General features: G+C 50.7%; 18 protein-coding genes and 1 pseudogene. 9 read left to right on the top strand and 10 right to left on the bottom strand.

The annotated features are described in order from the left end of the window. Positions 1-58: 58 nt before the first annotated feature. The 5 genes from C2M29_RS05515 to C2M29_RS05495 form a co-directional block, all read right to left on the bottom strand. Complete coding sequence (locus C2M29_RS05515) at positions 59-256, bottom strand: helix-turn-helix transcriptional regulator (RefSeq protein WP_105188806.1); 198 nt, start codon at positions 254-256, stop codon at positions 59-61. Beyond that, the gene (locus C2M29_RS05510) at positions 253-666 is read right to left on the bottom strand and encodes a hypothetical protein (protein ID WP_105188805.1); all 414 of its coding nucleotides are present in this window, start codon (positions 664-666) and stop codon (positions 253-255) included. Before C2M29_RS05510 ends, C2M29_RS05515 begins: the two co-directional genes overlap by 4 nt. A 182-nt stretch (positions 667-848) precedes the next feature. Further along, entirely contained in the window at positions 849-1,478 is a 630-nt protein-coding gene (locus C2M29_RS05505) for a glutathione S-transferase family protein (RefSeq protein WP_105188804.1), read from the bottom strand. A 23-nt stretch (positions 1,479-1,501) separates the two neighbouring features. After that, the gene (locus tag C2M29_RS05500) at positions 1,502-2,536 is read right to left on the bottom strand and encodes an NADP-dependent oxidoreductase (protein WP_105188803.1); all 1,035 of its coding nucleotides are present in this window, start codon (positions 2,534-2,536) and stop codon (positions 1,502-1,504) included. A gap of 97 nt (positions 2,537-2,633) precedes the next feature. Beyond that, entirely contained in the window at positions 2,634-3,221 is a 588-nt protein-coding gene (locus C2M29_RS05495; RefSeq protein ID WP_105189306.1) for a TetR/AcrR family transcriptional regulator, read from the bottom strand. Between the two features lie 286 nt (positions 3,222-3,507). On the opposite strand from C2M29_RS05495, the pseudogene C2M29_RS05490 reads away from it, so the two are divergent. Both C2M29_RS05490 and C2M29_RS05485 read left to right on the top strand, forming a co-directional pair. Beyond that, positions 3,508-3,861, top strand: a pseudogene (locus C2M29_RS05490) (IS3 family transposase); the annotation flags it as partial. Positions 3,862-3,966: 105 nt separating this feature from the next. Next, the gene (locus C2M29_RS05485; protein ID WP_158684650.1) at positions 3,967-4,419 is read left to right on the top strand and encodes a hypothetical protein; all 453 of its coding nucleotides are present in this window, start codon (positions 3,967-3,969) and stop codon (positions 4,417-4,419) included. 382 nt (positions 4,420-4,801) lie between these two features. Here C2M29_RS05485 and C2M29_RS05480 read toward each other — a convergent pair whose 3' ends face one another. Next, positions 4,802-6,814 carry a spermidine synthase gene (locus C2M29_RS05480; RefSeq protein ID WP_105188800.1) on the bottom strand — a complete coding sequence of 671 codons (2,013 nt, stop codon included), beginning with the start codon at positions 6,812-6,814 and terminating at the stop codon, positions 4,802-4,804. A 231-nt stretch (positions 6,815-7,045) separates the two neighbouring features. Here C2M29_RS05480 and C2M29_RS05475 point away from each other — a divergent pair, with 231 nt between their 5' ends. After that, on the top strand, positions 7,046-8,485 hold the full coding sequence (locus C2M29_RS05475; RefSeq protein WP_105188799.1) for a coniferyl aldehyde dehydrogenase: 1,440 nt from the start codon (positions 7,046-7,048) through the stop codon (positions 8,483-8,485). 8 nt (positions 8,486-8,493) lie between these two features. Here C2M29_RS05475 and C2M29_RS05470 read toward each other — a convergent pair whose 3' ends face one another. The 4 genes from C2M29_RS05470 to C2M29_RS05455 all read right to left on the bottom strand — a co-directional run bounded on the left by C2M29_RS05470 (position 8,494) and on the right by C2M29_RS05455 (position 14,239). Then, positions 8,494-9,783 (bottom strand): aminotransferase class V-fold PLP-dependent enzyme, encoded by a 1,290-nt coding sequence (locus C2M29_RS05470; RefSeq protein WP_105188798.1) that lies wholly within the window; start codon positions 9,781-9,783, stop codon positions 8,494-8,496. 244 nt (positions 9,784-10,027) lie between these two features. Continuing rightward, the gene (locus C2M29_RS05465) at positions 10,028-10,219 is read right to left on the bottom strand and encodes a DUF3185 family protein (protein WP_105188797.1); all 192 of its coding nucleotides are present in this window, start codon (positions 10,217-10,219) and stop codon (positions 10,028-10,030) included. Between the two features lie 217 nt (positions 10,220-10,436). Then, a complete protein-coding gene (locus tag C2M29_RS05460; protein WP_105188796.1) occupies positions 10,437-12,998 on the bottom strand; it encodes a glycoside hydrolase family 3 protein in 2,562 nt (853 codons plus the stop codon). Positions 12,999-13,000: 2 nt separating this feature from the next. Beyond that, a complete protein-coding gene (locus tag C2M29_RS05455) occupies positions 13,001-14,239 on the bottom strand; it encodes a sugar MFS transporter (protein ID WP_105189305.1) in 1,239 nt (412 codons plus the stop codon). Positions 14,240-14,397: 158 nt separating this feature from the next. On the opposite strand from C2M29_RS05455, the gene C2M29_RS05450 reads away from it, so the two are divergent. The 6 genes from C2M29_RS05450 (at position 14,398) to katG (ending at position 22,986) form a co-directional block, all read left to right on the top strand. Then, complete coding sequence (locus C2M29_RS05450) at positions 14,398-15,732, top strand: GH1 family beta-glucosidase (protein ID WP_105188795.1); 1,335 nt, start codon at positions 14,398-14,400, stop codon at positions 15,730-15,732. 49 nt (positions 15,733-15,781) lie between these two features. Next, positions 15,782-16,786 carry a LacI family DNA-binding transcriptional regulator gene (locus C2M29_RS05445; RefSeq protein ID WP_105188794.1) on the top strand — a complete coding sequence of 335 codons (1,005 nt, stop codon included), beginning with the start codon at positions 15,782-15,784 and terminating at the stop codon, positions 16,784-16,786. Further along, a complete protein-coding gene (locus C2M29_RS05440; RefSeq protein ID WP_105188793.1) occupies positions 16,783-18,363 on the top strand; it encodes a sugar porter family MFS transporter in 1,581 nt (526 codons plus the stop codon). The genes C2M29_RS05445 and C2M29_RS05440 overlap by 4 nt, the downstream gene beginning before the upstream one ends. A 242-nt stretch (positions 18,364-18,605) precedes the next feature. After that, positions 18,606-20,186, top strand: coding sequence for an ABC-F family ATPase (locus C2M29_RS05435; RefSeq protein WP_105189304.1), 1,581 nt, complete (start codon positions 18,606-18,608; stop codon positions 20,184-20,186). Positions 20,187-20,327: 141 nt separating this feature from the next. Continuing rightward, positions 20,328-20,600 carry a DUF4242 domain-containing protein gene (locus C2M29_RS05430; protein WP_105188792.1) on the top strand — a complete coding sequence of 91 codons (273 nt, stop codon included), beginning with the start codon at positions 20,328-20,330 and terminating at the stop codon, positions 20,598-20,600. Positions 20,601-20,769: 169 nt separating this feature from the next. After that, positions 20,770-22,986 carry a catalase/peroxidase HPI gene (gene katG / locus C2M29_RS05425; RefSeq protein WP_105188791.1) on the top strand — a complete coding sequence of 739 codons (2,217 nt, stop codon included), beginning with the start codon at positions 20,770-20,772 and terminating at the stop codon, positions 22,984-22,986. The last annotated feature ends 157 nt before the right edge of the window (positions 22,987-23,143 follow it).

The following is a 23,143-nucleotide window of genomic DNA, read 5'->3' as shown; positions in this document are numbered from 1 at the left end:
GCTCAACGATGAGAGAACCAAAGCCGCTCAATTGAGCGGCTTTTTTTGGCTGCGCAACTCACACGGAATCATCCTCAAAAATCTCTTCAATTTGCAGCTCAAACAGCCGTGCGCACTTAAAGGCCAGGGGAAGGCTTGGGTCAAACTTGCCTTTTTCTATGGCGTTTACGGTTTGCCGGGAGACACCCAGGGCATTCGCTAGGTCGGCCTGAGTCCAATTGCGCTCGGCACGCAGTACCTTTAAGCGATTTTTCATCTGTATCTCCACATGCCGATAATAATGGCGGCAATGTAGGCCAGGGCCATAATAACGATGAGTACGCTAATATCCGCCTCCTGCTGGATCACCCCAAAACTCGACAAGTAACTGTAACTGCTGCCCGCCACTATGCCAGTGCCAGCGGTGATCGCCGCTGCCTCAATCTGTACCTTTTGCTGCAGCTCGTCGAGGGCCTTCAGGTGCTTGATATAGGCGCGGATCATCTGCACCCCAAGGAGCAGGTTGATCACTATGGCAATCAGCGACAGGGTGATGTTATCTGTCCATAACAATTGGTGACCCAGGGTCGCCAGTGCCGCCGAGCCAACCCAGGCTCCCGTCCATATTGCCAGTTTCTTGGTGGTGTTGATCACCGCTGGTCTTGAGTCGAGTTGATCACAGGTCATAAGTCTAACTCCTTTGTCTAAAAGTCATGTTTGCTTTACATTTAAGTTAGGCTTGGATTGTTTTTATGTCAAGGGTGTTTTACAAAAAGTCATCAATAGATGTCTTTGGAAGGGACCGTATTGGCGATAAAAAAGGGTAATTGTTGCCAATTACCCCTTGGGTGTCGTTGCACTAATCTGCGCTAACTTACCGAGGTATCCAGCTCGGCCTCAACCGCATTGGCCTTATGAAAGGCGGGGTGTGTGGCCAGTTGCTCGCTATAGCGTTGAAGGTTGGTGTATTGCTCGATTAGGCCAAACTTGTGCAGTATCTCAACGATAAAGGACATCATGATATCGGCGCCGGTCAATCGCTCTTCCACCAGGTAGGTTTTGCCTGCCAGGCTGGCGTCAAAGTAACTCATTACCTTATGAGTTTCGATATCGGCATAGCCGTCGAGAAAATTCATCTTGGCGCCGTCTTTATTGACAAACATCTTAAGCAACAGGGGTAAAATCGCCGAGCTTTCGGCGAAATGCAGCCACTGCTGGTATTGGGTGTACGCCACAGTGCCGCGCTCGGGTGCCAGCTGTTGGGCGCCATATTTGTCAATCAGGTAATCGGTGATGGCACCGGATTCGGTGATCACCTGGTTATCATCTTCAAGCACCGGGGATTTGCCCAGCGGATGGATGCTCTTTAGCTCCGGTGGGGCCAAAAATGTCACGCTATCGCGCTGATAGGGCACAACCTCATACGCCAACCCCAGCTCTTCAAGCAACCAGATAATGCGCTTAGAGCGAGACTGGTTAAGGTGATGTAGTTTAATCATATTTTCTTCCTTATTGCGCAATATTAAAGAGGATCGTTCACTTTAATGACCAGCTTGCCGAAGTTTTTCCCTTCAAGTAAGCCCATAAAAGCCTCGGGTGCATTATCCAGCCCGTTAACGATCTGCTCCTTATACTGGATGTGGCCTTGCGCCAGCCATTGGCTCATATCATTCGCAAATTCATCGTAGCGATGGCCGTAGTCATCAAAGATAATAAAGCCCTGCATCTTGATGCGTTTGATCAGCAGTTGCCCCATCAATAATGACAGGCGATCCTGGCCTTGTGGCAGCTCGGTGGCATTGTATTGAGAGACCAAACCGCACAGTGGCACGCGGGCGCCGGTGTTCAGTAGCGGCATTACCGCATCGAATACCTTGCCGCCAACGTTTTCGAAGTAGATATCGATGCCCTGGTCGCAGGTTGCTGCCAGTTGCTCGGCAAAATCGTCGGCATAGTGATCGAGACATTTATCAAAACCCAATACCTCTTCGGCATAACGGCATTTTTCGGCGCCGCCGGCAACGCCGATAACGCGACAACCCTTAAGCTTGCCGATTTGCCCTACGGTGGCGCCCACCGGGCCGGTTGCTGCGGCCACGACTAAGGTGTCACCGGTTTTAGGTTGACCTATATCCAACAACCCCATATAAGCGGTAAAGCCCGGCATGCCCATAACGCCTAGCGCGTAAGAAGGGTGAGTGGGGTTTTTACCCAATTTGATCAGATCCTTGCCATCGGAGATGCCATAGTCCTGCCAGCCGGTGTAGGCCAGCACCCATTCACCCGGTTCAAAATCGCTGTTGTGTGATTGCTCAACCTGACATACGGTACCGCCGACCATAACGTCATTGACGGCCACCGGCTCGGCGTACGATTTGGCGTCGCTCATGCGCCCGCGCATATAAGGGTCGAGCGATAAATACACGCTGCGCAGCAGAATTTCGCCTGCTTGCGGCTCGGGTTTTGCACTTGTTTCTAAGCGAAAGTTAGCCGCCGTCGGGGCGCCATGAGGGCGTGATGCCAATACGATGCGGCGGTTTTGGGTTGAAGCTGACATAGGTGTTCTCCTAAATTTAAATATTGATTAGACCGGTCGTCTAGTGTTCGTTGCAAAAAAACCGCCAAACACATGGCGGTGTAATTTCATCGCCGGGCTAGTTACCCTGCAATAGCTGTTTGGTGTTTTCCAGGCACTGTTTTAGCCCGGCTTGGTCCTGATATAGCTTGTTCAACAAGCTGGCACCAATCCATAGAAAATAGATTTGCTGTGCACTTTGCTTGGCATTGGTGGCCTTAATTGAGCCATCGGCCACGCCGCGTTCAATGCATTGGGCTATGGTATCAACGATTCTATCGGCACCGTTTTTCAAGGCTACACGCATGGGTTCGGACAGATCCGATACCTCCGCACCTAATTTAACGATCAGGCATTTATTGGCATTGCAACTGCCCTTATCCTGAGCCAGCCACAGCTCAAAATACTGGATCAGTGCCTGATAGCCGCTGAGCGCCGGGTTGCCAAGCAGCGCGGTGATGGCTCCGAGGTATTGGCTAAAATAATCCTGGATCAGCGCCTCGCCAAAATGCTCCTTCGATTTGAAGTAGTGATAGAAAGAGCCCTTGGGCACATTGGCGGTTTTTAACAGCTCTGAAAGGCCAACGGATGTAAAGCCCTTGCTGACGATAAGCTCGTAGCCGACCTCTAAAATATGCTGGCGTGTGTCATTGGTTTTTGCGTTCATGGCGTGCATTTTAAACCCGATTAGACCAGTCGTCTAGTTTTTTTGGTATACTGCATAATTCTGCCCTTCGTCACACCGACTTCCCCGCTTAAACTTGGTGAAAACGGCTTTGCCCTCTATCGCATCGACTTACAGCTAACCTACCACGGCCAGTGCTTATGTTGGCCTTGAATGTCACATGTGTTTAATTCTTCCAACCTAACCGCTACTCACCCCTAAACTTCATGGCTTGTAGCGGCATACTGTAACAGCTGCTCCATACGGATATGTTTAGATGGGTGTCCAGGTTGTTTATTCTGTTTGGCGCAGAAACCCCAGGCGTCGGGTTATGATGTACTCCGACCAAGGGAGTCAGTATACGAACCACGACTGATAAGCATTCTTCAAGGTCAACAACTTAGAAGGGAGTATGAGCCACCGTGGAAACCGCCAGGACAACTCGGTCGCGGAGAGCTTCTTCCAGCTGCTAAAGCGTGAACGTGTTAAGAAGAAAATCTATTCGAGCAGTAATGATGCGCGCAGCGATATATTTGATTATGTAGAGATGTTTTATAACGACAAACGAAAACATGGTTCCAATAATCTGCTATCACCAGTAGAGTATGAATATCGTTACCAAGAACGGCTGGATCGTGCATAGATTAGCGGTGGCGATTCACCCACTACTCCTTTTTGTAGTTGGTTTTGAGATAACTAGGCTTGAAAATTATATTCAGTCTGAGGCTGTAAAATATGAGTGCTAGATTTGAAAACTGAAAGTAAAGCCTGTTTATACATCGCAATTATTATTTCGATTGTTTTAGCTGTCGAGAACTTGTCGATATTCTCTCCCCCTGTTTATGGTGAGGTGATTTATAAAAGAGAAATTGAAAACAACAGGCTCATTCAAAATGAGAGGGTGGTAAAGCTTCGTACTGAATCCAGCTCCAGCGACAAGTACAGTGTTGGCATTCTTATATTCGAAAATATGGAATATGGTGATTTTTATTTTGTTAACAAGGGAGTGATAACAAGGAAGGTTGAGTTTGCCAATGAAAAGAAGTTTGCTGGGTTCATTTCTGTATTTCTTTTTTTCTTGGTACCCATCTATTGCTTTTTTGTATTGAGGCTTAATTTGTCTGAAACCAAGTATGAAGATACTGCATCCGGGTTACCGCTATTGTATTTGTTCATCATATGTCATTTGGTTTATTTATAGAGAAAGTGCAACTAATTTTTAAACAGATAATAAACAAGAAACCCATCTGAAATATCTGCTGTTGCTAATTTGAGACGTCAGCATGTTATAGAGGACGGGCTCTTTGATGAATCTGGCGGTGGCAGGGAGCTAAGCAAATAAAGCTTTACTGTTACTCACGCTACTTCGTCTTTTTCGTTCTGTGTGATTTGCATATAGGGTGAGAGACGACTCTTTTCCACAATAATTAACACACCCACCTCAAAAGATCAGCCTCTTTAGGACAGCTATTATCTTTATAAGACCTCTCAGTGTGAAATAGCTAGATTCGTTTAGAGGTTTTGGGCCACAACTTTAATAATTAACTGTGGCCTCATCTGGCACCTTAAACTAAGTTGTCACTTTACTCACCCATAAACTTCATGGCTTGCAACAGGTTGCTGTAGTCGTCGCGCCACACAAAGGGGGCTGTATGGCTGGGCCAGGGTGATTCGCTGGCACGGTATGGCTCGAGTGGGGCCTTGTCTCGGCTTAGCAGCACCCAGCGTACATCATGGCCGTGGCTGTGTTCGGCCTTGGCCTCGCCATAGAGGATGGTTAAATCGAATTGTTGCGCCAAGCCGCGCATCAGGGGAGTTAAGTCCAAATGGGTATTGGAGATATGCACCGCCAGAATGCCGTCTTCTTTAAGCTGGGTTAGGTACAAGGCCATGGCTTCTTGAGTCAGCAAATGCATAGGAATGGCGTCGCCGCTAAAGGCATCGAGCACCAGGGCATTAAACACCTGTTCCTGCCCTTGCGCCTGTTGTGCGCTTAACGTGATGCGGCCATCACCGAGCACATAATCCAGCTTGGCCTGAGAGTTATCAAGGTAGCTAAACTGGGCCAGGGCCGTGGCCAGCACATTGGGGTTGAGCTCGTAAAAGCGGTAATGATCGCCGGGCTTGCCATAGGCCGCCAAGGTGCCAGCACCCAGGCCAATAAAACCAACATGAGAACCATTGGGTAAGTTTTGCAATAGGTGGCCGACTAGGGTTTCTGGGCGGTAATAGCTTTGTGGCTTGCCTTGGCCTTCACCTTTGAGTACTTCCACGCCATGGGTGGTGGTGCCGTCGATCAGGCGACGCTCGGTGCGCCCTTCAATGTTTACTTCGGTAACGGTTAGTAGGCCATAGAAGTTACGCAGGCGTTCTATGTCGTTACTTTTAAACTGGCCATCGAGCCAAAAGAACAAGAGTCCCGCCAGAGCCACAGTGCCCAGTGCGCTGCCACCTAGCAGGGGAGCTCTGCGTATGCCTTTATCACTGACAACTCCCCAGGCAAACAATATCAAGGCGGCGCCTATGGCTAAGGGATATTCGTAATACAGGGTGAATACCTGCGGTGCGATAAAGGTGATGACTGCGGTGCCCAGCGCGCCACCTAGGGCCATCACCAGATAAAATTGCGTAAGGTACTCTGTGCTGGGTTTGGCATGCACCAGCTCGCCATGACAGATCATACAGGCGGCAAACAGCACCAAGGAGTAGAGAATCACCTGGCTGACAATGTCAAACTGGCTGCCGATAAAGAATAAGAAGCAGGAGATAAAGGCACAGACCGCCAGCGCCGCCAGCCAGAAAATACGATGATAGGCTTTGGGCGAGTGGAAGCACAGCACAAAGGTCAGCAGATACAGTGCCAGCGGTAACAACCATAAGAAGGGCACTGGCGCTACGTTTTGGGTCATGGCATTGGTGCTAGCTGTGAGCACCATCACGCCGCAGGCGCTAAGCAGCAACCACAACAGCCATTTACCGTGAATACCGCCGCGAAAGGCGCTCTGTTCTGTGCTGCCAAGGCGCTTGGCCTGATTATAAAAGCGTGCCATATAGGCATAGAAGGTGGCGGCAAAGGCCACAAATAAACCGCTCCACAGCCAGGACTGATCCCCTAACCCGAGCCAGGGCTCCACCGCGAAAGGGTACGAGAGCAGGGCCAAAAAGGAGCCAATATTGGAATAACTATAGAGCTTGTAGGCATGCTCATAATCCACCTTGGCCTGCCAGCTTTGCATCAAGGGCGCCGTGGCAGCCAGGGCAAAATAAGGCAAACCCACGGCCATCGCCAACTGGGCTAACACGCCCAAGGCGGGGGCGTCGCTGGGGACGCCGAGCGCCTGCGTGCCTATGGGCAGGGCAATGGCTCCGGCTAGTAAAACGCCACCATGGACGAAAAACTGCTTTTTCAGCGCCAAGCGGCTCGAGATAAGGTGCGCATAACCATAGCTTGCGAGCAGAAATGTTTGGAAAAACAACAAGCACGCCGTCCAAACCTGAGTGCCGCCGCCAAAGCTGGGCAACAGCATCTTGGCCATGATCGGCTGGACTTGGAAAAGTAAAAATGCGCTTAAAAATACAAGAATAATCGCAAGCATGGCGATAGCCGCCTCAATAGGGTGAAAAACGCGGCAAATGTAGCACAAATAATGTTTCTGGCGCAGAGGTTTGCCATGCCGAAGTAAAATTAACTGCTAAAAACACAGGCCTGATCGTTATTTTCAATCACTTGATGTATAACAAGGGGTACGACACCCAAAGACCGGTTACGGCCTTTACCTTAAAAGTTAGGTAAAACAAGCGACTGGTCAATCAATGCGCGAGTCTTTATGAATATTGAAAACAATCGTCTTCACCAGCACACTCAGGTTGCTCAGTTGCAACCGCTGTTTGAAGCGCAGTTGAGGGCCTTTAACAACAATAAATACCCGGCCGTCGACGAGCGAAAAGCCCAGTTACAGGCGCTCAAAAAAGTGATGCTGGCCAAGCAGGATGAGCTGGTTGCGGCCATTAGCAAAGACTTCGGTCATCGCAGTGAAGATGAAACCCGCCTGTGCGAGGTGCTGACCCTGGTGGAGGCTATCGACTCCACCATTAAACACCTTGCTCGCTGGTGCAAGCCCTCGGCTCGTTCAACCGCGCTGATTTTCCAGCCGGCAAGCAACAAGGTGGTGTATCAACCCCTTGGGGTGGTGGGCATTATGGTGCCGTGGAATTACCCTCTATATTTAAGTTTAAGCCCGTTAATTACCGCCATCGCCGCGGGAAATCGCGTGATGCTTAAGCTGTCAGAGCATACCCCTTACTTTAACCAATGCTTAGCGGCATTGTTGGGAGAGGTATTTAGCGAGGAGCAGGTGGCGGTGACTACCGGCGTTGCCGATGTGTCTACGGCGTTCTCGCAATTGCCCTTTAATCATTTGTTTTTTACCGGCTCAACCGCCGTGGGCAGGTTGGTGATGCGCGCCGCGGCGACCAACCTCACCCCGGTGACGCTGGAACTGGGCGGTAAATCCCCGGTGATTATCGGCGATACTATCGACCTGGATATGGCCGCCGAGCGCATTTGTTTTGGTAAATCCCTGAACGCCGGCCAGACCTGCGTGGCACCGGATTATATTCTCTGCCCCGAGCATAAAAAGCAGGCCTTTATTAGCGCCTATCAAAACGCCTTTGTTCGCATGTACCCCAGCGTTAAAGACAATCCGGATTACACCGCCATTATCAATGACGGCCAATACCAAAGATTGCAGGCACTGTTGGAAGAGGCCAAAGCCGCGGGGGCGAGCTGCACCACTATTAACCCAGCCAAGGAGGACTTTAATGGCAGCAGGAAAATGCCGCCGGTGCTGATTGACAACGCCCGGCAGGACACCCGGGTGATGACGGAAGAGATTTTTGGTCCCTTGCTGCCCATTGTGAGCTATGAGTCCTTGCATCAGGCCGTGGACTATATCAACGCGCGTCCGCGACCCTTGGCGCTGTATTTATTCAGCCTGGATAAGAATGAACACGCCCGGGTTATTCATGAGACCCACTCCGGCGGAGTCTGTATCAACAACACCATGACCCATTTGGCTCAGGTGGATTTGCCCTTTGGTGGCATCGGCGAGTCGGGCATGGGGCACTATCATGGTTTTGAGGGCTTTCAGACCTTTTCCAAGGCCAAGGCGGTACACATCCTGGGTAAGCTCAATGGCGGTAAGCTGCTTTACCCGCCTTATGGTCGCAGCATTCACCGACTGTTTTACAAGCTCTTTGTTAAATAGGCGCTCAATTAGGCCAGTGCGCGGATCTCCGCCAACGCCCGCTCTATCTCCTGCTCATTGTTCAGCAGTGAAGGGGCAAAGCGGGCATGGCTCTGCCGATACGGGGTGTTGCTCATAATAATGCCGCGCTGATGCAGGGTCTCGACCACCTTTTCCGGTGCCATTCCCGCCACATCAAAGCATACCAGGCCGGAAGAAAGCTCTGAGCTCACCGGGGTGTGGAGAGTGACATGCCTCATCGCCGCCAGCCCTTCCTTGGTCTGGCGATTGAGCTGATGGATACGACTTTGAACCCGAGCCTTGCCGAGCTGCAAATGCAGCTTAAAGGCTTCGGGCAGCGCCCAACGATGCTCAAATGAATGGAACCCGCCCGGTGTCATATGCTCACCAAAGGGCACCTGATCTTGGGTCATATTCCCTAACCACACCTCGTAGGAGGCGCTGAAACTGGGGATCACTGGGGCTATCTGTTGCCAAGCTCGGTCCGTGCCCCAAACCACGCCGGTGCCGCGCGGGCCGAAGATCCACTTATGGGTGCCGGCAATAAAAAAGTCGCAGCCAAGCTGGCTCACATCCTGATCTTCAATGCCAAAGCCATGCACGCCATCGACACAAAACAATATCTCCGGATTGACCTTACGAATCGCTGCCGCCATGGCTTTAATCGGCAGTTTTACCCCGGTAGAGGAGTGCACCCAGGTCACCGCCACGACCTTGGTTTTTTTGCTCAGCGCCTTGCTGAGTCGGGCAACAATCTCATCGACATGGGCATTGGCGGGGTTGTCATACAGGCTGACTCGTTTCACCACGGCGCCGCAGCGCTGCGCCTTATGGGCTAAGGACAAATCGGTGGAGTAGTGATCATGAGTGGTTTGTACTATTTCATCGCCGGCGGCCAGCTTTAAGCCGTTGTAGACCATGCCCAGCCCCATGGTAGTGCTGTCGGTCAGAGCGATATTGGCGGCCTGGCCGCCCATGTAGGCAGCTGCGGCCTCGGCAATTTCTTTGTCTATGGTCATAAAATGGGCGTGCCAGTAGTCCGCGGGGTTTTCATCAAAACGCTGCCTATGGTGGGCGATGGCATCGCTGACCGGTTTGGGGTGCGAGGCCAGTAAAAAGGTGGCAAGCTGAATATAGTCATGGGTGAGCGGGAACAGCTTGCGCAGGGCCACCCAGTCGCCGGGCGCGATGGGAGCCGAGGCATTTGTTGTCGGTTGCTCGGCAAACGCCGTTTTTGGTGCCAACAGGCTAATGGTTAACAGGCTGGAAAGTGAGGATAAGAATTGCCGTCTTAACATGGGTGAGCTCCCAAGTGGCGGTCTGCGAGCGTAGCCCGGGTAGCAATAACCGCGTGTAGTAAGGCTGAAGTCTAGTTCAAAAGGCCTGGGCTGGCTATTTAATGAATTGTTTAAGCGGCGGGACACGATGCAGAATAAGGGAGATAGGTTTTGCTTTCTCTGCAGGGGGTAACTATTTTATTTTTATGTGTTTAAATCGCGATCCGCTGGCGAGCCACTGGCGAACCAATGACTCGCTTTGTGTTTACTTTAACTTAAACACACCCACGGCGACACAGATGGCACCGCCGACCATGCCCAGCCAGGCTTCAATGGGTGTTTCGCCGTTAAGAGAGCGGGTTAGCTGTGCTTCTACCGCGTCATACACGTTATAGCCCCAGGCAACCAGCGCCACGCCGATCACAATAAGAATAATGCCGATAATTTTTCCGTTCATAATGACCTCTGTTTGTTTTTATTCAGAATAAGGACTTTTCCACCTTACACCGAAAAATCGCCAATTGCATGTTTTCGTTCCTAAAGTAATACATTTATAGGCACTTATCCGACATTGTGCGAACTTAAACGTAATAAAGCACAAGTGAGCTCCGCTTGCTTCAAGTACTAAAAAAGCGGCCAGAGGCCGCTTTGGGGAGGTTCTATGAGTATGTCAACTAGTTACAGCTTAACAGCCCCGATTGCTCAGACTTCTTTTCTAAGCTGATGTCAGCAATGCTCACGGTTAACTGACCTTGGGTGCTCAGTTCAAACGGCACCACGGTATTGTGTAACTTAAAGCCTTGAGTGGTGAAGCAATGTAAGTCAACAGTCAGCGGTTGCCAGGTATTCAATGGCATGGCCTTTAGCTGTTCACTGATATCGACTTGGGCGCCACAGGAGCCCGGCGCATCACCCTCGCTTTCACAGTTCATACCCAGGTACACCGCACCATTGGGTGCTTGCTCAAGATTAAGGTTAAATTTAACCACGACATCGCTACCTAGCTTGGCTCGTAAGTCTTCTCTAAAGAAGCTTTTGCTGGCCAGGCGGATCCCGGCGTTTGCACTGCCGTTAAAGCGCAGCTTACGCGCATCTTCCTGCACCACTTTATCTATGGTGCGATAAAACAGTGCACCTACTTCGTGGGTATTGGCACTGACCCTGATACTTTCATCGCCGGAATAGAGCCAGAGCTGCCAGGGCTTTTGTACCGTGCCGGTAAACAGCGGCACGCTTGACTGTTGCTGGTGTGCGCTAGACACTTGCTCATCCAGTTCGTCATTTAATACGTTTTTATCGCCGTAGCTTAAGCCAAAACCATAAGGCAATAATGGTGCGTAGTTCTGATCTCCCCGGTTTACTAGCTGAGTCGGGGTTTTTGGCCAGGAGTAACTCAGGCGCCCGGTAAAGTCATGTTGCACCTGGCCGTCGGCGTCACTAAATAAGACATCGGCCACCGCCAAACCTTCGGAGCCAGGCAACCAGGCGGCAACGAAGGCGTCAGAAGCGTTCAGTTCCGGGTTGACCCACATAGGTCGACCGCTGATGAATACCGAAACAACAGGTATACCTTGTTCTTTAAGGCGTTTGAGCAGCGCTAGATCTCGTTTATCGCCGGCTTGATATTCGAGGTTGGCACGATCACCATGCCCTTCTGCGTAAGGCTCTTCTCCGAATATCACGATAGCAACATCTGGTTTTTGCTCAAAGCTGCCATCTTCACTCAATTGTGCGCTTCCGCCAGCGGCTTCAACCTGTGCTGAAATACCATCCCAAATTGAGGTACCGCCGGGGAAGTCTGTATTTTCATTGTTGGTGCCTTGCCAGGTGATGGTCCAGCCCCCCGACTGCTTGCCAATGTTGTCAGCCGCATCCCCGGCAACCAACACCTTGGTGTTTGGTTTGAGTGGCAGGAGCTGTTCATTGTTTTTAAGCAAAACCAAAGACTCGCGAACCGCTTGGCGGGCCACTTCACGGTGCGCTTCGCTGCCAATAAGCTCGCTTTTTCCGGCATAGATGCGTTGTGCCGGGCTGGGTTTTTCGAACAAGCCGGCACGTACCTTGACACGCAAGATTCGGCGCACAGCGTCATCGATACGGCTTTGCGAAATTTCGCCGCTCTGCACTTGAGCCAGGGTGTTGTCGTAAAGGGCTTTCCAATCCCCAGGGACCATAAAGATGTCTAAACCGGCATTAATGGATTGTGGGCAACTGGCATTGCTACAACCGGCTACCTGACCATGACCGTTCCAGTCACCGACCACAAAACCATCAAAACCCATGCGCTCTTTCAGGACATCGTTAAGCAGGTATTTATTGCCGTGAATTTTCTCGCCATGCCAGCTGTTGAATGAGGCCATCACCGATTGTGCACCGGCATTAAGGCCCCCCACATAACCCTGAGCATGAATCTTGTAGAGTTCTTCTTCAGAACTAATGTTGTCGCCTTGATCGTCACCGCCTAGGGTACCGCCATCGCCGACGAAATGCTTGACCGTGCTGATCACATTACCTTGGCCAAGGAAACCCTCACCGGGCTCGCCTTGAAGACCTGTTACAATCGCATGTGAATAGGCCTTGATGATGTCAGGGTCTTCTGAATAACCTTCGTAGGTGCGGCCCCAGCGGTCGTCGCGCACCGCGGCAACCGTGGGCGCAAAAATCCAATCAATGCCAGTGGCGAGTACTTCAGTCGCGGTTACTTCGGCAATTTTTTCGATCAACTCGGGGTTATTCGCCGCACCTAAGCCAATGTTGTGCGGAAACAGTGTGGCACCGATAACATTGTTATGGCCATGTACCGCATCGGTACCCCACATGGTTGGGATGGTGCTGCCATCAAGCGAATCATCGACGGAGGCTTGATACATTTTTTCCGCAAGGGCAACCCAGTCCTCTACCTTGGCATGCTTATCATTATTAGGAAACGCACCGCCACCATTGAGGTAAGAACCAAAACCGTATTTACGCATATCTTCCACGGAAATATCGCGGATTTCAGGTTGGATCATTTGCGCGATTTTTTGCTCAAGGGTCATGGTCGCCATGATCTCGGTGACGCGGCTTTCAACATCGTTCAGCTTTGCCACTTGGTTATCAATCTTTGGCCACAGTTGCTGCGGTGCCTGCTTTGGCGTTGCTTGCACTTGTTGAGCGCCAGACTGTTGTTCTTTAGAGCAGCCCGCGCTCACTATCACTGCAAGACTCACTGCAATTGAGCTTAAAGTAGGTTTCATTGTTATTTTCCTGATTCAATAGCGTGTGGAATAGCACCCTTGATGCCATAGAAAGCGATATAAACATAACACAGGGCGGGGAGAAGGAATGACCACTGCAGGCCTATACTATCGGCGAGCATGCCTTGTAACAGAGGTACAATTGCACCGCCTACAATCGCCAGGCAAAGTATGCCCGAGCCTTGCGCCGTGTGTTTACCTAGGCCATGGAGTGCCAAACTGAAGATGGTCGGGAACATCACAGAGTTACATAAACCAACTAACAAAATGGCCCACATGGCGAGCATGCCGTCAAAAAATACGGCGATAAACACTAACGCAAATGCACTCATGGCATTGAATGCAAGCACGGTACGACCAGAAATTTTCTGCATGACCGCAGCGCCGATAAAGCGGCCGACCATGGCACCGCCCCAGTAATAGGTAAGGTATTTAGCCGCTTCACCTTCATGCATTGAGGCAATGCTATCAAGGGTGAAGAAGTTTACGATAGTACTGCCGATAGCAACTTCAGCGCCGACATACATAAAGATGCCGAGTGCCCCAAGAGTTAAGTGACTGTATTGCCAAGCAGAGCCTTTGGCGTCGGTATCTCCGCCTGTTTGGCTGGTGATTCTAGGTAGGGTCAGTTTTGCAAAAATACCAGCCAATATCAGCAAGGCACCCGCGAGCATCAGGTAAGGCCCTTGTGTTGCTGATGCATCGCCTTTTATCACCTCTGCCCCTTCGGTGAAAATAAGAATTGAGCCGAAAAACGGAGCAACGGTTGTACCAAAAGAGTTAAACGCTTGGGTCATGGTTAAACGTGAAGGAGCCGTTTCCGCCGGACCTAATGCACTTACATAGGGGTTCGCAGCTACTTGTAAGATGGTAATGCCCGATGCCAATACAAAAAGCGCAATCAGGAATAGGGCGTAGATACCGGCACTTGCCGCGGGGTAAAACAGCAAACAACCCACACAGGCAACCACAAGCCCGACAACAATCCCGCGCTGATAGCCTATCTGGCCGACGAGTTTACCCGCAGGCAAAGAGACCATAAAGTAAGCAATGAAGAAGCAGAACTGCACCAGCATAGCTTGCGTGTAATTAAGCTCAAATGCCCCTTTGAGGTAGGGAATAAGTATATCGTTCAGGCAGGTAATAAACCCCCACATGAAAAAAAGTGAGGTCAGTGCCACGAGCGCAAACCGATAGGGTTGATTTGTGCTTGGCGACTGCTCCTGCGCTGACTGCTGCATTGATAAAGCCACTGCGTTCTCCTGTTGATCTTTTTCCGGAAAGCGCTTACATTTAACCATGAAAGCGCTTACATTTGCATTTGATAATTGCAGAAAGTGCGTACGAATTCAAATAAAAAAATCCCGCTGAGGGGATATAAAATGGATCTGTTACCTTGATGTCTACAATCAGCTTGCCAGACGAGTCGCCTATGCTACGCCGAGAGTTCACCTATGGTGTGGCCACTTCTTCTTTCCAGATCGAAGGAGCAACAGAGTCTCGAATACCCTGTATTTGGGATACATTTTGCGCACAGCCCAACACCATTGCCGACAGCTCTAATGGCGACCTGGCCTGTGAGCATGTGAAGTATTGGCAACAAGACGTCGCTATGATTGCCGATTTAGGCGTTGACGCCTATCGTCTTTCTATTGCCTGGGGCCGAGTTATGAATGAAGATGGCTCGGCTAATGTACAAGGTCTGCAGTTCTACAAAGATCTAGTCACCGCGCTTAGGCAAAAGAATATTAAAGTATTCGTTACCCTTTATCACTGGGACTTGCCGCAGTACCTTGAAGCTCAGGGGGGGTGGTTAAATCGAGATACGGCCTACGCATTCGCCTTGTATGCTGATGTTGTCTCTAATGCGCTGGGTGAACAGGTGTATTCTTATGCCACCCTCAACGAACCTTTTTGCTCTGCCTATTTGGGCTATGAAGAGGGCATCCACGCTCCCGGTAAGGTCGGTCAAGCCTATGGGCGACAAGCCGCACACCACCTGTTGCTGGCACATGGTTTAGCGATGCAAGCGTTAAGGCATAACGTCCCAAATAGCTTATGTGGCATCGTCCTCAACTTCTCAACGGCTTACAGTGCCACGGATTCGCAAGCAGATATCGATGCCGCACGTATGGGGGATGAGTATCATAACCATTGGTATATTCAACCCTTATTGGAAGGCACTTACCCAGACGTTATGTCACAGATTGGTGTCGATGCGCAGCCACATATCGCCCCCGGTGATATGGATATCATCGCCCAGAAGAACGACTTTATCGGAGTGAACTATTACACCCGTGCGGTGTATAGAAGTGACGGCGAAGGCTGGTTTGAGCAGGTGGTGCCTCAGGGCCATGCGTTGACGGCCATGGGCTGGGAGATAGTGCCTGATGCGTTCACCAAGCTTTTAGTTGAGCTTGATCAACGCTATGACCTCCCCCCCATTTACATAACTGAAAATGGCGCCGCATTTGATGATCGGCTTGTCGCCGGTGAGGTGGTGGATCAGCAACGAATCGATTATTTTAACAGCCACCTACGCGCGGTCGATAATGCCATCAAACAAGGAGTGGACATTCGCGGTTATTTTGCCTGGAGCTTGATGGATAACTTTGAGTGGGCCCTCGGTTACAGTAAACGTTTTGGCATAGTTTATGTTGACTATGCAACGCAACAGCGCACATTAAAACACAGTGCCCTGGCGTACAAAGCCATGCTTAGCAATAGACTCTAGCGGCGTATTGTATTAGCGTTGGCCCATTAGGAAATTTATAAACACAATCATGGCAACCATCTACGAAGTATCAAAAGCTGCAGGCGTGTCATTAGCGACCGTTTCCCGCGTGATGAACGGCAATGTTAAGGTCAGCGACCGTACCCGAGAAAAAGTACTCAAGGCAATGGCAGAGCTGGGTTATAAGCCCAACTCCATCGCCCAGTCTTTGGCCTCTAATCGCAGTAACAGTGTGGGCTTATTAGTGTCGGCATTGCATGGTTCTTTCTTCGGTAACATGATGAGCACGGTGGAAGACGTATTGCGAAAGGCCGGTAAACACGTCGTGATCACCGCGGGTCATAGTGATGAGCAACAAGAGAAAAATGCCATTGAGTTTTTACTGGACCGTCGCTGTGATGCCTTGATCCTTCACGCTGAAGCGGTCAGCGATGAATATTTACTCGAGCTTAGTCAGCGCGATGTCGAAGTGGTGCTGATTAACCGCCGTATTGAGCAAATGGCCGAGCGCTGCTTTTACACCGACAACGAGCTCGGTGGTTATCTGGCAACCAAGGCGGCCATTGATAAAGGGCACAGTGACATTGCCTACATCAGCGGACCCTTGTTCAAGCAAGATGCGAAAGAGCGTTTAGAAGGTCACAAGCGCGCGTTACGCGAGGCGAATATCGCCTTTGACTCTGAGCTGTTAATTGAAGGCGGCTTCCACGAAGCGGAAGGGGCGCAGGGCTATTTACAGTTAACCGCGGTAAACAAACCCTTTACGGCCTTAATATGTGCCAACGATGAAATGGCCTCGGGCGCCATGACCGCGGCCCGTGAGCGTGGCGTGCGCATTCCAGAGCAGTTGTCGGTCGTTGGCTTCGACGATGTGCTTTTTGCCCGCTATTTATACCCAAAACTGACAACCATAGATAACCCGATTCAGAAAATGGGTAACGGTGCGGCCCATTGGGTACTTGAGCACGTATACAAACAAAAGAAACCGCATCAACACATAAATTTATTCGTCCCCAAATTAATTATGCGTGATTCCCTGGTAGCACCTGCATGAAGAACATGATCCCTCCCGCTTTGTTTTACACCCTAGTCGTTTCGCTGGGGGGATTTATATTTGGTTTTGATGCGTCGGTGATCTCCGGCGCCATCGGTTTTATCTCCGACCAATACCAACTCACGAGCTGGCAACAAGGTTTTGTGGTCAGTTCACCCACCTTAGGGGGGCTATTTGCCACCTTGTTTGCAGGCATTGTTAGCGACGCCATCGGCCGCAGAAAAACCTTGATCCTCATCGCTGCCTTATTTGTTATTTCTGCAGCGGCATCGGCGTTAGCTCAGGGCTATTGGATGCTGGTTATTGCACGCTTCATCGGCGGCATGGCCTTTTGCTCATTGATGGTTGCGCCCATGTATATTGCGGAGATTAGCCTCCCTGAACATCGCGGCAAATTGGTGTCCATCAATCAGCTGAATATCGTCCTGGGCTTTTCTGTCTCTTACTTTAGTAACTACTGCTTATTGCAGTGGGCGCAAAGTGATGCTGTTTGGGTTGATACCCTGGCGCTAAATGAGCATTTGTGGCGTTGGATGTTGGGCTTGGAGCTGATACCGGCAGTGTGCTGGTTGGTGCTGTTGTTTGTTATCCCTCGCAGTCCACGTTGGTTGCTTATGCAGCGTCTGGAAGATGAGGCCGAATTTGTGGCCACAAAGTTATTTTCCGCCCAGCAAATGGAGCAGCAATTACGCAGCATGCGTGCATCACTGCAACAGCAAGTGCCGCCATTAAAGGTACGTATTAAAAAGGTGTTTGGTCGCAAGTTACGATTTGCGTTAATGATAGGTCTTCTGGTGGCGGTAGCGCAGCAGATCACCGGCATTAATGTTATCTTTTTTTATGCGCCAACCATCTTCGAGCAAAGCGGGGTGGGAACCAATACCGCATTTGCACAAGCGGTGTGGATAGGCGTGGTGAATGTTATTTTTACCATTGTCGCCATGTTGAGCATTGATCGCTATGGACGCAAGCCTTTGCTGTTGTTCGGCCTCAGCGGTATTGCAGTGAGTATGGCCATGTGTACTTGGGGCTTTAATCAGGCGACTTACCAACTTGAGCAAAAGGCGCTGACGCAGTTAAGCACTGTGGTGCCCGCGGAGGTGATAACAAACCTAGAACCTATGGCCAGCATATCCTTTGATAATGACGTGGCTTTTAAGGAGGCATTGGCAAAACACTTAAGTGAACAACAGCTGCAAAGTCATCAGAGTGTGATTATGGCTCAATCGATTACCATGAATGCGACCCTGGTGCTGGTGGGGATCACATTATTTGTGGCCGCCTTTGCCGTTTCATTGGGGCCGGTAATGTGGGTGATGTTCTCAGAAATTTTCCCCAACGAGGTGCGGGCGGTGGCGATTTCCGTGGTGACCGTGATTAATAACGGTGTGAGCTTCCTAGTACAACTGGTGTTTCCCTGGGAGTTGGCGAAATATGGTGCGGCGATGACCTTCGCCATCTACGGTGTTTTTGCGCTGCTCTCGCTGTTGCTGGTATGGCGATATTTACCCGAAACCAAGGGCAAGTCTTTAGAGCAATTGGAGCTGGATTTGAGCTGTAATCGCAACCAGGCCTAACGATTTTTGCAATTTTCATCAACAGGTAAAAGCCAAAACGCCATTGTGCAGTTCGCCCGGTCGTTGACGCCTGTGTGTATGAAAGCAGGGCATTTTTAATGCTTGCCTATCGGCCCTTTTGTTATGCCACCTCCCTTTTACCCCAACTTTATCGCCGAAAAGCCTCGCTGTCGGTTTCTAAAAGCGGCATATTCCGTTACACTGCGCGTCCTTTTTTTGACCAAGCTAAGGTAGCACTCCCTTTGATCGCAACAGCAAATATCGCCATGCAGTTTGGCGCTAAGCCTCTTTTTGAAAACGTTTCCGTTAAGTTCAACAATGGCAACCGTTATGGCCTGATCGGCGCCAACGGCTGCGGTAAATCGACCTTTATGAAAATTCTGGGTGGCGATCTTGAGCCCTCGGCGGGGAACGTGATGCTCGGCGAAGGCGTGCGTCTGGGTAAATTGCGTCAGGATCAGTTTGCGTTTGAAGAATACTCGGTCATGGACACGGTACTAATGGGTAATACCGAGCTGTGGGCGGTGAAAGAGCGACGCGATTTCATTTACAGCCAAGCCGAGATGAGTGAAGAAGAAGGCATGGAAGTAGCCGACCTGGAAGTGCGCTTTGCGGAAATGGATGGTTATACCGCGGAAAGCCGCGCCGGTGAACTCTTGCTTGGCTTGGAAATTCCTATTGAACAACACTTTGGCCCCATGAGCGAAGTGGCGCCGGGCTGGAAGCTACGCGTGTTGCTGGCGCAAGCCTTGTTCTCCGATCCGGATGTACTGTTGCTCGACGAACCGACCAACAACCTGGATATCAACACCATTCGCTGGTTAGAGCAGGTGCTGGTTGAGCGAAAGTCGACCATGGTGATCATTTCCCACGACCGTCACTTCTTAAATACCGTGTGTACCCATATGGCCGATTTGGATTATGGTGAGGTGCGCCTATTTCCGGGTAACTACGACGAGTATATGACCGCGGCCACTCAGGCCCGTGAGAAAATGCTCAATGAAAATGCCAAGAAAAAGGCACAGATTGCCGAGCTGCAAAGCTTTGTTAGCCGCTTCTCTGCCAACGCTTCTAAGGCCAAGCAGGCCACCTCGCGTGCCAAGCAAATCGATAAAATTCAGCTTGAAGAAGTGAAGCCCTCAAGTCGCGTAAGCCCCTATATTCGCTTTGAGCAAGAGAAAAAGCTGCATCGTCAGGCTATAACCATCGAAGGCTTGTCAAAAGCGTTTGAAACGCCCTTGTTCAGCGACTTTGACTTACAGGTTGAGGCCGGTCAGCGTGTTGCCATTATCGGCCAAAACGGCGCAGGTAAAACCACCTTACTGCGTTGTTTACTGGGTGAAGTCGAGGCCGATCAGGGCTCGGTGAAATGGGCCGAACAAGCAAAAATCGGTTATATCGCCCAGGATCATGCCGCCGATTTTGTTGAAGACGATAACCTGTTCGACTGGATGAAACAGTGGACCACGGGTGATGACCAGGTGGTGCGCGGTGCCCTAGGACGCATGCTGTTTTCCAATGACGATGTCAAAAAACGCGTTAAAGTGCTTTCCGGTGGTGAAAAGGGTCGCATGCTGTTTGGCAAAATGAGCCTGATCAATCCTAACGTGTTGGTACTGGATGAGCCAACCAATCACCTGGATATGGAATCTATCGAGGCTCTGAACCTGGCCTTGGAAAACTACGAAGGTACCTTGTTCTTTGTCAGCCATGACCGTGAGTTTGTGTCATCCCTAGCGACGCAAATAATTGATATTCGCCCCGAGGGCATAGTGCACTTCCAGGGCACCTATGAGGAATACCTCAAAAGTCAGGGAATCTAATCTCCCTTTACTTCCGGTCGGCGCCTTCGCCGGCCGGGAATAGTGCAAGCCGCGCCACTTATTCGGCTACTGATGATTATGCCCCTCATCCCGATACTCCTTGACTATACTTATTGCTCTTACTCTTAACGGAGATGAAGCATGCCTAAGTACGTAATTGAAAGAGAAATAGAGGGCGCGGGCGGGCTGTCCGCCGATGAATTGCAAGGGATTTCACAGCGTTCCTGTGATGTACTCGAGCAACTCGGCCCGCAGATTCAGTGGGTGGAGAGCTATGTGACCGGCAATAAGATTTTCTGTGTGTATATTGCCCCGGATGAAAGCCTGATCAAACAGCATGCCAGCATGGGCGAGTTTCCAATCAGTGCCATTCATGAAGTGAAAACCATTATTGATCCCACCTCCGCCGAATAACGCCCAACCAGGCTTGGCACTTATTGTTGTGGCCGCCAAGCCTAATTAAAATGAATCCACTATCAAAATAATCGATTACTCCAATCTGTTTTTATCGCTGCAATAGATTAAAACCATGAACTATATTTATTCCCGTTAATCACTTAACTCCAAACGGGGAGAGAGTTTCATGGGTAAAAGAACACGTCCTTTCATCAGCGCTGCCGCTCTGGCTGTAACCTCTGTGCTCACGCTGGGTGCGCAGGCCGCATCCGTTGAGCCGAAATCAAATCAGTTCTGGTGGCCGGAGCAGCTAGACCTTAGTCCGCTGCGCGCACACGGAGTGGAATCACATCCTTATGGTGACAACTTTGATTATGCCAAGGGCTTTGAAAGCCTGGATCTTAAAGCCGTTAAAGAAGACATTCGCGCCGTTCTGACCGAGTCTCAGGACTGGTGGCCGGCGGACTATGGTCACTATGGCCCCTTCTTTATCCGTATGGCCTGGCATGCCGCCGGTACCTACCGGGTATTTGACGGTCGCGGCGGTGCCGGCGGTGGGCAACAACGTTTTGATCCGCTCAACAGCTGGCCCGACAATGCCAACCTGGATAAAGCGCGCCGCTTACTGTGGCCGGTCAAACAAAAATATGGCCGCAATATTTCCTGGGCCGACCTAATGGCGTTAACCGGTAACGTGGCCTTGGAAGACATGGGCTTTAAAACCTTCGGCTATGCCGGTGGCCGAGAAGATGACTGGGAACCGGATCTGGTTTACTGGGGCCCGGAAGGTAAGATGCTTACCGATGAGCGCCGTGATAAAAAAGGCAAGCTGAAAGGGCCTTTGGCGGCGGTGGAAATGGGCTTAATTTATGTCAACCCACAAGGCCCTCATGGCAAACCCGATCCTTTATTGGCGGCCAACGATATCCGCATGTCCTTCGGTCGCATGGCCATGAACGATGAAGAAATTGTGGCCCTGATCGCCGGTGGTCACACCTTTGGTAAGGCTCACGGTGCCAAAAAAGGCGACTGTGTCGGCAAAGAGCCGGCGGCTGCTGCCATCGAAGACCAGGGCTTTGGTTGGAAAAACAAGTGCGGCAAGGGTAACGCGGAAGATGCCATGACCAGTGGTTTTGAAGGCGCCTGGACGGTCACGCCCACGCAGTGGACCACCAACTATTTAGATAACCTATTTAACTTTACCTGGCAGCAGACCACGAGTCCGGCCGGCGCCATTCAGTGGATCCCGACCGATGAGGCGGCGAAAAATCTGGTTCCCGATGCTCATATCAAAGGCAAGCGCCATGCACCGATCATGTTCACCACGGATATTGCACTGAAAAAAGACCCTGAATTTCGCAAGATTGCCGAGTCGTTCCGTGCCGATCCCGATAAGTTTGAGCTCGCCTTCGCCAAGGCTTGGTTTAAGCTAAATCACCGTGACTTGGGCCCGCGAGCCCGTTACCTGGGTGAGGAAGTACCGAGCGAAGTATTAATCTGGCAAGACTATATTCCCGAGGTGAATCACACCCTGGTGAATGATAAGCAAATTGCCGATTTAAAAGCCAAGATCCTCGACTCTAAGTTGACCGTCCCCGAGTTGGTGCGTGTGGCCTGGGCCTCGGCTTCGAGCTTCCGTGCCAGCGATATGCGCGGTGGCGCCAATGGTGCCCGTCTGGCCATAGCGCCGCAAAAAGACTGGCCGGTAAATAACCCGAAAGAGGTGGCTAAGGTTCTTAAGGTATTGAAGAAAATCCAAAAAGACTTCAATAAAAAAGGCGGTGACACCCAGGTTTCGCTTGCCGATTTGATTGTCCTTGGCGGTGCCGCGGCGATTGAAAAGGGCGCCAAGGATGCGGGCTTTAGCATTCGCGTGCCGTTTAAGCCGGGTCGTATGGATGCCTCGCTGGAGTACACAGATGTGGAATCCTTTGCGGTACTTGAACCGACCGCCGATGCCTTCCGTAACTATTACAGCAGTGCGTGGAAATCGCCCACGGGTATGCTGGTTGAGCGTGCCAACCTGCTTGGTTTAAGCGTGCCGGAAATGACGGCATTGCTGGGCGGTATGCGTACCTTGGATGCTAACTACAAGGGGATGGATCACGGGGTATTGACCGATAATCCGGGAACATTGAGCAATGATTTCTTTGTAAACCTGCTTGATATGTCGACTAAATGGAGCAAATCAAGCAAGGAAGAGGGTGTGTACGAAGGTTTCGATCGTCAAAGCGGTAACAAAAAATGGACCGCGACCTCGGTCGACCTGATCTTCGGTTCCAACTCGGAGTTGCGTGCGATTGCCGAGGTGTATGCATCCGATGATGCTAAACAAAAGTTCGTAGACGACTTTGTTGCGGCATGGACCAAGGTGATGACAGCAGATCGTTTCGATCTAAAATAAACAGACGTTGTGATGTTACAAGGGTCTGTTGACCTTTGTTGTTTGTTTCTGCAGCAGTTTGTAGTGTATTTATACAAGGCGGCACATGTGTGGTGTAGTTATTCTACATAAACATGTAACAACACAGTAGAAATGCGCTACAAGCGCTGCCCTGCGG

Origin of the sequence: Pseudoalteromonas sp. T1lg48 (assembly GCF_002964785.1) — a bacterium.
In the GTDB taxonomy this organism is placed as follows: domain Bacteria; phylum Pseudomonadota; class Gammaproteobacteria; order Enterobacterales; family Alteromonadaceae; genus Pseudoalteromonas.
The sequence above is the reverse complement of the archived record's forward strand: the minus strand, read 5'-3'. Positions and strand labels throughout refer to the sequence as shown.

Excerpts from the sequence above, each read along its gene's own strand:
- C2M29_RS05500 (WP_105188803.1), bottom strand. The coding sequence starts at position 2,536 with ATGTCAGCTTCAACCCAAAACCGCCGCATCGTATTGGCATCACGCCCT.
- C2M29_RS05460 (WP_105188796.1), bottom strand. The coding sequence starts at position 12,998 with ATGAAACCTACTTTAAGCTCAATTGCAGTGAGTCTTGCAGTGATAGTG.
- C2M29_RS05495 (WP_105189306.1), bottom strand. The coding sequence starts at position 3,221 with ATGAACGCAAAAACCAATGACACACGCCAGCATATTTTAGAGGTCGGC.
- C2M29_RS05510 (WP_105188805.1), bottom strand. The coding sequence starts at position 666 with ATGACCTGTGATCAACTCGACTCAAGACCAGCGGTGATCAACACCACC.
- C2M29_RS05505 (WP_105188804.1), bottom strand. The coding sequence starts at position 1,478 with ATGATTAAACTACATCACCTTAACCAGTCTCGCTCTAAGCGCATTATC.
- C2M29_RS05440 (WP_105188793.1), top strand. The coding sequence starts at position 16,783 with ATGAAGAACATGATCCCTCCCGCTTTGTTTTACACCCTAGTCGTTTCG.
- C2M29_RS05480 (WP_105188800.1), bottom strand. The coding sequence starts at position 6,814 with ATGCTTGCGATTATTCTTGTATTTTTAAGCGCATTTTTACTTTTCCAA.
- C2M29_RS05515 (WP_105188806.1), bottom strand. The coding sequence starts at position 256 with ATGAAAAATCGCTTAAAGGTACTGCGTGCCGAGCGCAATTGGACTCAG.
- katG (WP_105188791.1), top strand. The coding sequence starts at position 20,770 with ATGGGTAAAAGAACACGTCCTTTCATCAGCGCTGCCGCTCTGGCTGTA.
- C2M29_RS05430 (WP_105188792.1), top strand. The coding sequence starts at position 20,328 with ATGCCTAAGTACGTAATTGAAAGAGAAATAGAGGGCGCGGGCGGGCTG.
- C2M29_RS05465 (WP_105188797.1), bottom strand. The coding sequence starts at position 10,219 with ATGAACGGAAAAATTATCGGCATTATTCTTATTGTGATCGGCGTGGCG.
- C2M29_RS05445 (WP_105188794.1), top strand. The coding sequence starts at position 15,782 with ATGGCAACCATCTACGAAGTATCAAAAGCTGCAGGCGTGTCATTAGCG.
- C2M29_RS05470 (WP_105188798.1), bottom strand. The coding sequence starts at position 9,783 with ATGTTAAGACGGCAATTCTTATCCTCACTTTCCAGCCTGTTAACCATT.
- C2M29_RS05475 (WP_105188799.1), top strand. The coding sequence starts at position 7,046 with ATGAATATTGAAAACAATCGTCTTCACCAGCACACTCAGGTTGCTCAG.
- C2M29_RS05450 (WP_105188795.1), top strand. The coding sequence starts at position 14,398 with ATGTCTACAATCAGCTTGCCAGACGAGTCGCCTATGCTACGCCGAGAG.
- C2M29_RS05455 (WP_105189305.1), bottom strand. The coding sequence starts at position 14,239 with ATGCAGCAGTCAGCGCAGGAGCAGTCGCCAAGCACAAATCAACCCTAT.